General features: G+C 71.5%; 12 protein-coding genes and 1 riboswitch. Of the genes, 8 read left to right on the top strand and 4 right to left on the bottom strand.

All coding sequences use genetic code 11. The annotated features are described in order from the left end of the window. Positions 1-92 precede the first annotated feature (92 nt). Both IFU30_RS15950 and IFU30_RS15945 read left to right on the top strand, forming a co-directional pair. A complete protein-coding gene (locus IFU30_RS15950) occupies positions 93-884 on the top strand; it encodes a response regulator transcription factor (RefSeq protein WP_064295688.1) in 792 nt (263 codons plus the stop codon). A gap of 80 nt (positions 885-964) precedes the next feature. Next, entirely contained in the window at positions 965-2,512 is a 1,548-nt protein-coding gene (locus IFU30_RS15945) for an ATP-binding protein (RefSeq protein ID WP_197977601.1), read from the top strand. Between the two features lie 161 nt (positions 2,513-2,673). Here the strand turns inward: IFU30_RS15945 and IFU30_RS15940 are convergent, their stop codons facing one another. From IFU30_RS15940 to IFU30_RS15930, 3 genes are all read right to left on the bottom strand, one after another. Continuing rightward, complete coding sequence (locus IFU30_RS15940; protein ID WP_192005995.1) at positions 2,674-3,312, bottom strand: GntR family transcriptional regulator; 639 nt, start codon at positions 3,310-3,312, stop codon at positions 2,674-2,676. Continuing rightward, on the bottom strand, positions 3,309-4,280 hold the full coding sequence (locus IFU30_RS15935; RefSeq protein WP_192005994.1) for a DMT family transporter: 972 nt from the start codon (positions 4,278-4,280) through the stop codon (positions 3,309-3,311). The genes IFU30_RS15940 and IFU30_RS15935 overlap by 4 nt, the downstream gene beginning before the upstream one ends. A gap of 89 nt (positions 4,281-4,369) precedes the next feature. Next, positions 4,370-4,819 (bottom strand): hypothetical protein, encoded by a 450-nt coding sequence (locus IFU30_RS15930; RefSeq protein ID WP_192005992.1) that lies wholly within the window; start codon positions 4,817-4,819, stop codon positions 4,370-4,372. A gap of 263 nt (positions 4,820-5,082) precedes the next feature. On the opposite strand from IFU30_RS15930, the gene IFU30_RS15925 reads away from it, so the two are divergent. From IFU30_RS15925 to IFU30_RS15915, 3 genes are all read left to right on the top strand, one after another. Beyond that, positions 5,083-7,086, top strand: a complete 2,004-nt coding sequence (locus IFU30_RS15925; RefSeq protein ID WP_192005990.1) for a carboxypeptidase-like regulatory domain-containing protein — start codon at positions 5,083-5,085, stop codon at positions 7,084-7,086. 104 nt (positions 7,087-7,190) lie between these two features. Continuing rightward, positions 7,191-8,468 carry a CDP-alcohol phosphatidyltransferase family protein gene (locus IFU30_RS15920; RefSeq protein WP_192005989.1) on the top strand — a complete coding sequence of 426 codons (1,278 nt, stop codon included), beginning with the start codon at positions 7,191-7,193 and terminating at the stop codon, positions 8,466-8,468. Positions 8,469-8,548: 80 nt separating this feature from the next. Beyond that, a complete protein-coding gene (locus IFU30_RS15915; protein ID WP_137243990.1) occupies positions 8,549-9,232 on the top strand; it encodes an HAD family hydrolase in 684 nt (227 codons plus the stop codon). Between the two features lie 10 nt (positions 9,233-9,242). Here the strand turns inward: IFU30_RS15915 and IFU30_RS15910 are convergent, their stop codons facing one another. After that, a complete protein-coding gene (locus IFU30_RS15910; protein WP_192005987.1) occupies positions 9,243-9,764 on the bottom strand; it encodes a DUF1622 domain-containing protein in 522 nt (173 codons plus the stop codon). Between the two features lie 60 nt (positions 9,765-9,824). Beyond that, positions 9,825-9,925: riboswitch (TPP riboswitch) on the top strand. Between IFU30_RS15910 and thiM the strand changes: the two genes are divergently transcribed. From thiM to IFU30_RS15895, 3 genes are all read left to right on the top strand, one after another. Further along, positions 9,917-10,768: a hydroxyethylthiazole kinase gene (thiM, locus tag IFU30_RS15905; protein ID WP_192005985.1), complete on the top strand. Its 852-nt coding sequence runs from the start codon at positions 9,917-9,919 to the stop codon at positions 10,766-10,768. (Overlaps the previous riboswitch by 9 nt.) Next, entirely contained in the window at positions 10,765-11,475 is a 711-nt protein-coding gene (gene thiE, locus IFU30_RS15900) for a thiamine phosphate synthase (protein ID WP_342450880.1), read from the top strand. Before thiM ends, thiE begins: the two co-directional genes overlap by 4 nt. Continuing rightward, complete coding sequence (locus tag IFU30_RS15895; protein WP_192005983.1) at positions 11,472-13,040, top strand: bifunctional hydroxymethylpyrimidine kinase/phosphomethylpyrimidine kinase; 1,569 nt, start codon at positions 11,472-11,474, stop codon at positions 13,038-13,040. The genes thiE and IFU30_RS15895 overlap by 4 nt, the downstream gene beginning before the upstream one ends. Positions 13,041-13,077: the final 37 nt, after the last annotated feature.

Here is a 13,077-nt window from a genome sequence, read left to right as displayed (position 1 = left end):
GCACCCATGGGCTCGGCCTGAAAAGATATGAGGCCTCTATGAATCGCCCGTCGCTCCCCGCGCCTCGCAGCTCGACGACGGATAATCGACCCATGCCCTCCGACCTGCCAACGCAGATCGTCGACTCGGGGCGCCGCCGGGCGGTCCTCGCCAAGCTACCGCGGATGTACCGGGCCGACGGTTCACCCATCCGCGTCCTCCTCGTCGACGACGAAGCGGTCCTGACCGACCTCGTGAGCCTGGCCCTCGGCTACGAGGGGTGGGTCGTGGACGTCGCCACCAATGGTCGCGAGGCCGTCCAGCGCTACCGCACGGAACGTCCGGACGTCGTGGTCCTCGACATCATGCTGCCCGACATGGACGGGTTGAGCGTCCTGCGCCAGCTCCGCAGCTTCTCTCAGGGGGAGCCGGAATCGGGCACCCCGACGCTGTTCCTCACCGCTCGCGACTCGGTGGACGACCGCATCATGGGACTCACCGCCGGCGGCGACGACTACATGACGAAGCCGTTCTCGCTGGAGGAGCTCGTGGCCCGTCTCCGCGGTCTCCTCCGCCGCACCGCGCACGTCGTGTCCGACGACGACTCCCGCATCACGATCGGCGGGCTCTTCCTCGACGAGCGCAGCTACGAGGTCAGCCGTGACGGCGAGCCGGTGGCGCTCACCACGACCGAGTTCGAACTGCTGCGCTACTTCATGCGCAATCCGAAGCGCGTGCTGAGTCGTGCCCAGATCCTCGACCGCGTGTGGAACTACGACTTCGCCGGCAAAGCCAGCATCGTCGACCTCTACGTCTCCTACCTCCGCAAGAAGATCGACGCCGACCGTGCGCCGATGATCCACACCGTCCGCGGTGTCGGATACGTGCTGCGGCCGGTCGAATGAGCACCGCATCGGTTCCGACTGCGGGCGTGCCGACGCCTCGGGCGGACCGGCGGCACCCGTGGACGCTTCAGCGACGGTTGGTGACGGGCATCGCGGCGGTCATCGCAGCGGTCCTCGCGGTGTCGGGCATCCTGACGATCGTCACGGTCGAAGGGTCGGTCACCGCCGTCGTCGACACCCAGCTCACCGGGTCGATGGAGGCCTTCGAGCACTCCGTGGTGAAGTTCCACGATCAGCAGGCCGGTGCCGGAGCGGTGGTGGACCCCGATGCCACGCGCGGTGAGCCCGGCTACGTCAAGCCGTTCGTGGACTACGTCGGCCACGGGCCCGGCACGCTCATCGCGCTCGTCGCGGACGGTGGGGTCGTCGACTCCGCGCGTTTCACCCAGTCCAACGCGACGGCGCTCGACGTGCGGACGAAGGCGCTCATCGAGGAGGCCGTCGCGGTCGACAGCTCCGAGCGACAGAACATCGAGCTGGGGTCGCTCGGCGGGTACCGGCTCGAGTTCCTCGACCACGGCGACGGCGAGACCCTCGTGGCCGGCGTCTCGCTCGCCACCCCGCGAGCGGCCGTGCAGCAGGAGGCGATCGTCATCGCGATCCTCGCCGTGCTCGCGCTCGCGGTCACCATCGTCGGGGCGATCATCGTGGTCCGCCTCGGGCTCCGACCGTTGTCCCGCGTGGCCGCCGCCGCCGAGGAGGTGTCCACCCTGCAACTCGAGCGTGGCGACACCGGGATCGACGTGCGGGTCGATCAGGCCGACACCGATCCCCGGACGGAGATCGGCAAGGTGGGCGAGGCGCTCAACGGCCTCATCGACCACGTCGACCGCGCACTCGCCGTCCGAGCCGCGACCGACAAGCGCATGCGCCGGTTCGTCACCGACGCGAGCCACGAACTCCGGACGCCGCTCGCTGCGATCCAGGGCTACGCCGAGCTCACCCGCCAGGACAGCGAGAACCTCCCGCCCATGACGGAGCACGCGCTCGCCCGCATCGAGTCGGAGGCGACCCGGATGAGTTCGCTCGTCAGTGAGTTGCTCCTGTTGGCGCGTCTCGACGAGGGCCAGGACCTGCACCTCGACGACGTGGACCTGAGCGACCTCGTCGCCGCCGCCGTGAGCGACGCGGCCGTCTCGGCACCGGCGCACCACTGGTCGGTCGACGTGCCGGAGCGCGCGATCATCGTGCGCGGCGACCGCGAGCGTCTCCACCAGCTCGTCGTGAACCTGCTGTCGAACGCCGCCGTGCACACCCCGGCCGGTACCTCCGTGGTCACCCGCATCAGCGCACCGAAGAGTCCCGACGAGCCGCAGTGCGCCTCGCTGACGATCGCCGACGACGGACCCGGCATCGACGAGGCCTTCCTCCCCGAACTCTTTGACCGCTTCGCCCGGGCCGACTCGTCGCGCTCGCGTGCCGCCGGCAGCACGGGCCTCGGGCTGGCGATCGCGCTGTCGATCGCCGAGGGCCACGAGGGCTCGATCGAGGTCGCCTCATCCTCGGCCGGCACGACATTCACGGTGACGCTGCCGTGGTCGGGCCCGTCCGAGGAGCACCCCGCGGTCCGGCCGGCGGCCGACGCCACCGGGACACGGCCGGAGGCGGTCACCTCGACGCGAGGCTGATCGCCCGTCCTGTCGTCGAGCCGCACCTGGTCGCCGAGCGCCACCCGGTCGCTGAGCGCCATCCGGTCACCGAGCTTGTCGAGGTGCCCTTCGACAAGCTCAGGGACCGGACGGGATTGCTCAGGGACCGGACGGGATGGCTCAGGATGCGGACGGACGCCTCAGGGGGACGGTCGGCGGAGGGCGATGAGCTGCTCCGCCGAGTGCGCGAGGTGTGCGCGGAGCTCCGCCTCGCCGTGGTCGCCGATGAGGGCGTCGACGAGTCGGTCGTGCTGGTCGATGAGTTCCTCGGGCGGGAGGACGCTCCGGAGCTGCACCATGAACAGGCCGAGCTCGGCGAGCAGGCCAGCGTGCGCCTCGCTCAGTCGAGGGCTCCGGGCCGCGGCGACGATCGCGTGGTGCAGCTCGGCGTGCGCGACCTCGATGGCACGGTGATCGCCGGGTCGTTCGATGCAGATGCGTCGGAGGCTGTCGTTCGCCGCGATGATCGAGGCCGCTGGGCGCGACGACGGTTCCGCACGCGTTCGCAGCAGCCGGACCGCCTCGGCCTCGATCGCCGTCCGGTACTCCATGAGCGCGAGGACGTCCGCATCGCTGAACGACCGCACCCGGGCGCCGCGGTAGGCCTCGAACGTGACCAGGCGCTCCGCCGCGAGCGCCTGGAGCGCCGCTCGGACGGTGTGCCGGTTGACGCCGAACCGGGCGGTGAGTGCGGTCTCCCGCAACGGCTCGTCCGCGCCGAGCCGTCCGTCGAGGATGTCCTCCCGCAGCGCGTCCGCGACGGCGTCGACCGCGGTCATCGGGCGACCTCGCGACGGTCGATGCGCTTCGGTACGACGAGGATCGCGAGTCCGATCACGAGCAGCGCGGCACCGATGACGGTGGACGGCCCGAAGGACTCTCCGAGGAGCAGGATGCCGAGGAGCGTCGCCGTCAATGGTTCGAAGAGCGTGAGCGTTGCGACCCGAGACGCGGGCAACCCGCCGAGTGCGTAGCCGAACAGCAGGTACCCCGCCACCGTGTTCACGAGCGCGAGCCACGCGACCGCGAGTGCGCCGGGCACGGTGAGGATCCAAGCGGTCTCGGTGGCGAGGAGGATCGGCACGGAGACGAGCGCCGCTCCGCCGAAGAGCGCCGCCATGGTGCCGAGCGGCGTCCACCCGTGCTCGATGAGCGCCTTGCTGCAGAGCGTGTACAGGGCGTAGGAGGCTCCGGCTCCGACGGACGCGAGCAACCCGCCCACCGAGACGGTCCCGATCCCGCCGCCCGTCACCCCGGACAGGACGGCGACACCGGCTGCGGCGACGATCGTGGCCAGGAACCAGCGGCCGCTCGGGCGCCGACGGTGGATCGCCCATTCGAGGAGGCCGGTGATCGCGGGTGCGGAGCCGAGTGCCGTGAGGGTCCCGATCGCGACACCGTTGCGCTCCACTCCGAGGAAGAAGAACGGCTGGTACGCGGTGACACCGATCGTGCCGACGACGACGGCGACGACCAGAGCGGGCCTTGCGAGTTCCGCTGCGCGGGTCCGAGGTGGCGTGGACCTCGAGCGGTGGGCGAAGGCCGCCCACACGAGGACGAGGAGCGCTCCGCCGAAGACGATGCGTGCAGCGCCGAACGCGACCGATCCCACCTCGATCGGCAGGAGCGCGTGAGCCGTGCCCGTCGTCCCGAAGCACACGGCGGCGAGGACCGCGGCGGCGACGGGCAGGCGCCCCGCGGCAGTGCTGCTGCCGGTCGTCTGGGTTTCGGTCGGCGAACGGGTCATGGGGACAGCATGCTGCAAGATTGTGTAACAATCAACGCCACGACGCCCGCCCGCTCGATGAGCGGACGGGCGTCGGGTGGGAGATCGGGTCAGCCGGCGTAGCCGCTGCTGATCACCGACACCCCGAGCAGCAGGGCTGCACCGGCTGCGACGATCAGGGCGAGCGCCAGCATGGTGCCGGAGATGATGACGGCGGTGAGGGCGAAGCCCTTGGACTTCGGCTTGCGGGCGAGCGCGATGATGCCGAGCACGAGCGAGGCGATCGGCAGGAGCACGAACGACGGGGCGACGACCGCGGCGATCGACAGGGCGAACGCGATGATCGACAGCGTCTGGGTCGAGCTCTCGCGGTCGGCGGCCGTCGCAGCAGGAAGGGGTGCGAGGGGCAGCGGGGTCGTCGGCTGAGTCGGCGCGACCTCCTGCACGGGCGTGGCCTGGGTGAGGGGCTCGGGGCCGAACGCTTCGGTCGGGGCGTCTGCCAGGGTCACGTCCTCGGCGGGCGAGATCGTGGTGGACTCGGTGGTGGCTGAGGCGGACATGAGGTGGGGGTTCCTTCCTCCGCGAGGTGCGGAGCTCTCTCCGCAGTGTGCGGAGCTGATCGGTTGATGGTTCCAGCCTCCTCGGATCACCGCCGTTGCGAGTCGCCCGTGCGCCCGATCTCCAATCCGCCTGCGGGATGATCCTGCGTGTCGCGCCCATGGGTCTGCGGTGCCGCGGCCGTTGTTACCACGGGCCATGCCGGCCCCCGTATTCGGGACAGAGGGGTTTCGCAGGCAATAGATGTGCGTTTACCCTGGCGCCCATGACCCGCCGCATCGGAGCCGCTGTGCTCGCCCTGCTCGGAGCCTCTGCGCTCGCCCTCACCGCAGCCGTCCCGGCGGCCTCCGCCGCGACCACCTCGAGTTGGGCGACGTGGCCCACGTTCTCCGGTGCATCGGGGTCGTACCAGGGCACGATGACCCTGGCCGGTCAGCCCGCCCTCACGGCGGCGTTGACGAGCGACTCGGTCGGCGGCGGTGGCGTCGGCGTCATCTCGGGCGCCTCGACCTGGCTGGCGGCGTCGACCCCGGTCGGCGCCAAGTACGGCAGCAGCCGCGATCAGCCCTACCTGAACCTCCGGCCGAAGGCGAACAATGCGGCGTCGCCCTCGACCACGACCTACTCCTTCGCGACGCCGACACCGCCGTCCGGCTGGACGTTCGTCCTCGGCGACATCGACGCCGACCAGGTCACCGTGACGGCGATCGGCCCCGACGGCGAGGCGCTCACCCCTGACGAGCTCGGGTTCAACGGTGGCTTCAACTACTGCGCTCCCGGTCTGGCCGGCAAGCCGTCCTGCACCGGTTCCGCCACGGACGTCCCCACCTGGGACCCGGCGACGCAGGTGCTCCGCGGCAACGACGCCGCAGCGGACACCGCCGGCGCGGCGGGCTGGTTCGAGCCCTCCGCCCCGATCTCCAGCCTCACCTTCTCGTTCCGGCAGCGGTCGGGCGCGCCCGTCTACCAGGCGTGGTTCGCGTCGATCGCGCGTGACGTGACCGGCACCGTGACGGACCAGACCACCGGCCCGCTGGACGGCGTCGGCGTCCGCATCATCGACCGCAACGGTCGGGTGGTGGCGTCGACCACGACCGCCGGTGGCGGGGCCTACACCTTCGCCGGCTACTTCGCGACCGACGGCTACACCGTGCAGCTCGTCCCGCCGGCCGGCAAGATCGCCGTCGGTCCCGCACGAGCCGCCGCGGACCTCACCGACGCCGCCGCCGTCGCGGACTTCACCGTCCGTGACATCGTGCCCGTCGCCGTGTCCGGCACCGCGCTCGACACGGACGGTGTGCCGATCGTCGGAGCCACGGTCACGATCGACGGAGCGGGCAGCGTCACCACCGACACCGACGGGAACTACCTCTTCGACACCGTGCCGGTCGGCGACCACACGGTCGTCATCACGCCGCCCGCGGGCTACGCGGTGCAGACCGCCCCGGCACCGTTCACCGTCCCGGTCGGGAGCGAGACACCCATCACCGAGCAGGACTTCGTGCTCGTCGCGAATCCCAGTCTCGGCGGGGTGATCACGTCCGGTGGGGTCGGTGTGGCAGGCGTCACCGTGAGCGTGGACGGTCCGAACGGTGTCGAGAGCGCCGTCACGGCCGCCGACGGTTCCTACCGCTTCCCGCTCCTGCCCGCGGGTGCCTACGAGGTCTCGATCGTCGCCCCGGAGGGGTACGTCGTCTCCGGAGCGGCCACCCGGGAGGAGGAGCTCGCCGGAACCGATCTCGACGCGGTCGACTTCGAGCTCGCCCGCCTCGGGACCGTCATCGGCGACGTCCGGACGGACACCGACGCCCCGGTGCCCGCAGCGACGGTCACGGTGACGACGCCGGGCGGCCCGGTCGCCCTGACCACGACGGCCGAGGGCTCCTACGGGCTCGCCGACCTGGCGCCGGGCAGCTACGAGGTCACGCTGACCGTTCCGGCCGGGTATTCGGTGCCCGCGGGTGGTGCCACGACGGCCACCGTCGTGGTCGGTACGGACGGCGCGGTCCAGACGGTGCCCACCTTCGTGCTCGTCGCCGATGAGGTCGCTCCGGTGCCGCCCGTCCCAACGGCGACGCCGAGCGACCCCGCCGTTCCGAGCAACCCCGCCGTTCCCAGCAACGCGGGTCGTCTGCCCTCGACCGGCGCGGACGCGATGCCGTGGATCGTCGCTGCCGGAGCGCTCTTCGTGCTCGGTGCCGCCGGTGTCGTCACCGCGGCCGTCCTGCGTCGTCGACGCGCGAATCGGGACGAGCTGTCCGGCGAATGACCATTTGAACGACCCCTCGGGGATGGGAGGGCGCGGCTCGTCCGTAGACTTGGGCGAGCCGCGCCCCACCCAGGAGTGCGGATCGCACTGCTGAACGGGGATCCGTGGACATCATCGGGTGGGTGAACGACGCCGCGACGGCGCTGCCCGATCCGCTGATCTGGCTCCTCGGGCTCCTGTTCACGACCGCCGAGTCCGGTCTGTGGCTCGGCCTCGTCGTCCCCGGTGAACCGGTGGTGCTCCTCCTCGCGGCCATGCTCGACTCCGCCCCCGGTGCCCTCGTGCTGTTCCTCGCGGTCGCCCTCGGCGGGTCGCTCGGGGACCAGCTCGGCTACCTCGTCGGTCGTCGTTCCGGTGGTCGCCTCCGTGACTCGGCCATCGTCCGGCGTCTCGGCGTCGACGGCTGGGACCGCGCGGTCGAGGCGCTCGAGCGGCGCGGGGCCCAGGCCGTCTTCCTCACGAGGCTCGTCCCCGTGCTCCGATGCCTGACACCGACCGCCGCCGGGGTCGCCCGCGTGCCCTACCGGCCGTTCCTCGCGGCATCGCTGCTGGGCTCCCTCCTCTGGTCCGCCGTCTACGTCGGGGTCGGCTCCCTCGTCCGCGCCACGCTCGACACGGTCCGCCAGTACCTCGGCGCCACCGGCTGGGTGCTGCTGTTCGCGCTCGTCGTGGTGGTCACGGTGGTCGCGATCGCCCGATTCCGCCGCGGTGCCGCGATCCCCGGCGACGAGGCGATGATCCCGGTGACCCTGCACGAGAAGACGCCGCTCGCGCGCCTCCGGACGCAGCTGTTCTCCGACGACGACTGGAAGAACCTGCCGAACGCGATCACGGCGGGACGTATCGTCCTGCTCCCGGTGTTCGCCGCCCTCGTGATCACCGGCTCCTACTGGGCTGCGCTCGTCGTCGGTGCGGTGGTGTTCCTGAGCGACGTCGCCGACGGACAGATCGCGCGCCGCATGGGCACGGTCTCAGCGCTCGGCACCTGGCTCGACGGGGTCGCCGACCGCCTGACCGTGGTCGTGGTCGCCGCATCGTTCGCCATCGCGCAGATCATCCCGTGGCAGGTGTTCGTGGTCATGATCGTCCCCGACCTCCTGCTCGCGTTCGTCGCCGTCGTCGCGTTCCGCGGGACGCCGGAGGTGCCGGTGAGCATCGCCGGCAAGATCCGGACGGTGTTCCTCTTCGTCGGCTTCTTCGCGCTGCTCATCGGCCTCGCGCTCGGCGGCGGGGATCCTGCGTCGGCGCTCTACCGGGTCTTCGGCGGGGTCGGCTTCGTCGCGATCCTCCTCGGACTCCTCGGCCACTTCGTCGCGGCGACCCAGTATGCGCGACGCATGGTCGTCACCTGGCAGCGACAGGGCGTCCGCGCGGCCCGCTGACCATGACGCCGACCGTCGTCGGAGGTCGCCGCCGGAGGGCACACGGCCACGGCGCAGGCGGTGTCGTTTAGGCTCGGAGCATGCCAGTCGACTATCCGGACCTCGTCATCTTCGACTGCGACGGGACGCTCGTCGACACGGAACGCATCTCCGTCCGGGTGAACCTCCAGCTGCTCAACGAGGTCGGCGGCGACTACACCGAGGCCGAGGTGCGGGAGCTCTTCGTCGGCGCCTCGCTCGAGACCTACGCGACGCTCGTCGAGCAGCGGCTCGGGAAGCCGCTCGAGGCCGACTGGATCCAGCGCTGGAGTGATATGTTCCGCGGCATCTGCGAACGTGAGCTCGAGGCGGTCGACGGGGTCGTCGACGCGCTCGACGGTATCGCTGCGACCGGGGTGCCGCTGTGCGTCGCCTCGAACGGGATGCTGCACGACGTCGTCCGCAACCTCGGGCAGGTGGGCATCCACGACCGCTTCGACGGGCGCATCTTCAGCGCGACCGACGTCGCCGTCGGCAAGCCCGCACCCGACCTCTTCCTGCACGCCGCCGCCGACTTCGACACGGCCCCCGAGCGATGCGCGGTCATCGAGGACAGCGTCGTCGGCGTCCTGGCTGCCCGCGCGGCCGGCATGACGGTGTACGCCTACGCCGGTGGCATGACGCCCGCCGAGCGGCTCGTCGGCGACGGCACCCACGTCTTCGACGACATGCGCCTGCTGCCCGACCTCATCCGCGACACCTGGGCGACCTCCGCGGCACGCTAGCCGCACAGCACTAGCTGCGACTGCGGAGCTCGGGGAAGCCGTCCTCATCGTCGGGGACGGCCTGCGTCGTGACGGTCGGCGCCGGTGCCGCGTCGGACGGCTCGAGGTCCTGGGCCGAGGCGTCCTGCTCCTCGGCGCGACGTCGGGTGCGTTCGCCGCCGCGCTTGACGGCACGGTCGAACAGCTGCGGGCCGGTCGTCGCCAGGCGCTTCCAGGGGAGGGTGCCCTCGATCTCGATCTGTAGCGAGAAGCTCAGCAGGGTGCGGATGACGACGATGATCGCGAGGACGAGTGCGTCGGTCAGCGAGGGCGTCGACGTGACCGTCTTCACGAGGTCGGCGGCCACGAGGATCTCCAGCCCGAGCAGGATGACCGAACCGATCGTCTCCCGCAGCATCCGGAAGGCCCGTGCGCCGTCGCGCGTGCTCCACCACAGGCGGGCCGAGAGGCTGACGGCGATCACGAAGCCCACGACCATCGCCCCGACACCGGCGACCTCGAAGACGATGGTAACCAGCTCGAAGAAGTCCATCCCTCCATCATCCTCGCCCGCCCGCTGGACCGGAAGCCGGGCCGACCCGCTAGGGTGGTCGCGAGTGACACGGGGTGCCGATCCCACGACGATCGGCTGAGAACACACCCGTCGAACCTGATCTCGTTAGTCCGAGCGAAGGGATGTCGCGAATGAGCATTCGCACACCGCAGCAGTCTGCCCACCCGTCCACCGACGACTCGTCCGTCGGCGAGTTCGCGAGCGCGTCCGGGGACCTCCTCGACCGCCTGCGCGAGCGCACGCCGCTCGTCCAATCGATCACGAACGCCGTGGTGACGAACTTCACCGCGAACGTCCTGCTCGCCATCGGCGCCGCCCCGGCGATGACCGACCTCCCCACCGAGGCCGGACCGTTCGCCCGCATCGCCTCCGGCGTGCTCCTCAACCTCGGGACGCCGCAGGCTGAGCAGCGCGAGGCCATGGTCGAGGCCGCCACCGCCGCGAACGAGGCCGGCACTCCATGGGTGCTCGACCCCGTCGCCGTCGGCTTCCTGCCGGTGCGCACGGCGCTCGCCACCGAACTCCTCGCCCTCCGGCCGACGATCGTGCGCGGCAACGCCAGCGAGATCATCGCGCTCGCCGGACTGGGCGCCGGCGGTCGCGGCGTCGACAGCACCGACTCGGTCGACAGCGCGATCGAGGCGGCCACCGCGATCGCCCGCTCCTCGGGTGCCGTCGTCGCGATCTCCGGGCCGACAGACGTCATCACCGACGGTGAGCGCATCGTCCGCTGCTCGAACGGACATGCCTGGCTCACCCTCGTGACGGGCGGTGGCTGTGCCCTCGGTGCCGTACTCGCCGCCTTCGCGTCACTCGACGAGGACCGGCTGCTGACGACGCTCGCGGCGACCACCGCGTACACGGTCGCCGCGCAGCTGGCGGCCGCGGAGAGCCGTGGACCCGGCTCCTTCGCTCCCGCCTTCCTCGACCGCCTCCACCTCCTCGATGCCGACACCGTCCGCAGCCTGGCGGTGATCGCGTGAGCGCCTCGACCACCGCGGACCTGGTCCTCGCGGCCCGTTCGCACGCCGAGCTCGTGCGCCGCGGTATCGCCACCTACCTCGTCACGGATGCTCCGGCCAGCGGGGATCGCGGTGTCCTCGACGTCGTACGCCGAGCTGTCGACGGCGGGGTGACCGCAGTTCAGCTGCGGGAGAAGACCGCATCGGCGCGAGAGCTGTTCGACCTGACCGTGCGTGCGGCGGAGGTCGTCGCCGGGCGGGCGCTGCTCCTCGTCGACGACCGGGTGGACGTGTTCCTCGCCGCCCGTTCCGCCGGTGCCGTCGTCCACGGCGTCCACGTGGGTCAGAGCGATCTCCCGGTCGACGCCGTGCGCCGCATCGTGGGGCAGGCCGCCGTCGTGGGGCTGACGGCGAACACCCCGGCGCACCTCGACGCGGTCGCAGCGCTGCCTCCCGGGGCCGTCGACTACCTCGGTGTCGGCGTCATCCGCCCGACGACGACCAAGCCGGACCACCCGGAGCCGCTGGGCATGGAGGGGTTCGCCGCGATCGCCGCCGCGACCCCGCTCCCGTGCGTCGCGATCGGTGGGGTGTCACTGGAGGACACGGTCGAGCTCCACGCTGCCGGTGCCGCTGGTCTCGCCGTCGTCTCCGCCATCTGCGCCGCCGACGATCCGGCGGCCGCCGCCCGGGCGTTCCGCAGCGCCTGGACCGAGGTCTCGGCATGAGTGCCGCGGAGCAGACGACGACGCCGGAGTCGTCGAGCTCGGACCGGGTGCGCGGTCGACGACCTGTCGCGGTCCGGGACACACCGCGGGTGCTCAGCATCGCCGGGACCGACCCGACCGGCGGTGCCGGGATCCAGGCCGACCTCAAGAGCATCGCCGCGAACGGCGGATACGGCATGGCGGTCGTCACCGCGCTCGTCGCGCAGAACACCCGGGGCGTCCGATCCGTGCACACCCCGCCCGTCGGGTTCCTCCGCGAGCAGTTGGACGCGGTCGCGGACGACGTGGTGATCGACGCGGTCAAGATCGGGATGCTGGGCGACGTCGCGATCATCGACACCGTGTCGACCTGGCTGCAGGAGACCGTGACCGGACCCGTCGTCCTCGACCCGGTGATGGTCGCGACGAGCGGGGACCGCCTCCTCCACCGCGACGCCGAAGCGGCCATGCGCGCGCTCCTGCCACACGTCGACCTCCTGACCCCGAACCTGCCGGAGCTCGCCGTCCTCGCGGACGAGCCGGTGGCGACGAGCTGGGCCGACGCACTCGCCCAGGCGGAACGGGTCTCGGCGCAGGCGGGCGTGATCGTGCTCGTGAAGGGCGGGCACCTGACGGGGACGACCGCGTGCCCGGATGCGCTCGTCGACGCCACCGGTGGTCTGGGCGACGACCGATCACTCGTCGAGTTCGACGGTCTTCGAGTCGACACGCGGAACACCCACGGAACCGGGTGCTCCCTGTCGAGCGCGATGGCCACCCTCGTCGCCCGTTCGGGATCCTGGACCGAGGCCCTCGGCGAGGCGAAGGCGTGGCTCACGTCGAGCCTCCGGCACGGGGATTCGCTCGAGGTCGGCTCGGGCAACGGCCCGATCAACCACTTCGCCGAGCTGTGGGCGTCGGCCGGGATGACCTCGGGTCGGCAGGACGGCGCCGGCATCCTCACGGGCTGGTGGGAGGACATCGCCCAGCTGCGGGACCGGATCGACCACCTGCCGTTCGTGACGACGCTCGCGAACGGCACCCTCGATCCGGCCCGGTTCGCCTGGTACCTGCAGCAGGACGCGATCTACCTGCGGGCCTACTCGCGGGTCCTCGCGCGAGCGAGTGCACTGGCACCGACGGCCGAGGAGCAGGTGTTCTGGGCGACCGGTGCGGCGGGCTCCATCGAGGCCGAGATGGAGCTGCACCGCACCTGGCTCAGCACGTATGCCGTCAGCGGTATGGACGTGGAACCGTCGGCGACGACCGCGGCGTACCTCGACCACCTGCACGCGGCGACGGTCGACGGCGACTACGGGCGGGTGGTCGCCGCCGTGTTGCCCTGCTACTGGATCTATCAGGATCTCGGTGAACGGCTCGTCGGCGCATCGCACGCGGAGCACCCCTTCGCGGCGTGGCTCGACACGTACGCCGACCCCGCCTTCGCGACGGCCAACGCCCGGGCGATCGAGATCGTCGCCGGGGCGGCAGCTCGTGCGGACGAGGCCGGCCGGGAGACGATGCGACGGGCGTTCCTGGCCTCGGCCGCGCACGAGGAGGCGTTCTTCGCCGAGCCGATACGATGAAGGCCGGATCCGCCGCCGCGGTCCCGGACCACGACGA

Origin of the sequence: Plantibacter sp. CFBP 8798 (assembly GCF_014841195.1) — a bacterium.
In the GTDB taxonomy this organism is placed as follows: Bacteria; Actinomycetota; Actinomycetes; order Actinomycetales; family Microbacteriaceae; genus Plantibacter; species Plantibacter auratus.
Note: the sequence above shows the minus strand (reverse complement) of the source record. Positions and strands in the feature narration are given on the sequence as shown.

Excerpts from the sequence above, each read along its gene's own strand:
- IFU30_RS15940 (WP_192005995.1), bottom strand. The coding sequence starts at position 3,312 with ATGACCGCGGTCGACGCCGTCGCGGACGCGCTGCGGGAGGACATCCTC.
- IFU30_RS15915 (WP_137243990.1), top strand. The coding sequence starts at position 8,549 with ATGCCAGTCGACTATCCGGACCTCGTCATCTTCGACTGCGACGGGACG.
- IFU30_RS15950 (WP_064295688.1), top strand. The coding sequence starts at position 93 with ATGCCCTCCGACCTGCCAACGCAGATCGTCGACTCGGGGCGCCGCCGG.
- IFU30_RS15925 (WP_192005990.1), top strand. The coding sequence starts at position 5,083 with ATGACCCGCCGCATCGGAGCCGCTGTGCTCGCCCTGCTCGGAGCCTCT.
- IFU30_RS15935 (WP_192005994.1), bottom strand. The coding sequence starts at position 4,280 with ATGACCCGTTCGCCGACCGAAACCCAGACGACCGGCAGCAGCACTGCC.
- thiM (WP_192005985.1), top strand. The coding sequence starts at position 9,917 with ATGAGCATTCGCACACCGCAGCAGTCTGCCCACCCGTCCACCGACGAC.
- IFU30_RS15910 (WP_192005987.1), bottom strand. The coding sequence starts at position 9,764 with ATGGACTTCTTCGAGCTGGTTACCATCGTCTTCGAGGTCGCCGGTGTC.
- IFU30_RS15895 (WP_192005983.1), top strand. The coding sequence starts at position 11,472 with ATGAGTGCCGCGGAGCAGACGACGACGCCGGAGTCGTCGAGCTCGGAC.
- IFU30_RS15930 (WP_192005992.1), bottom strand. The coding sequence starts at position 4,819 with ATGTCCGCCTCAGCCACCACCGAGTCCACCACGATCTCGCCCGCCGAG.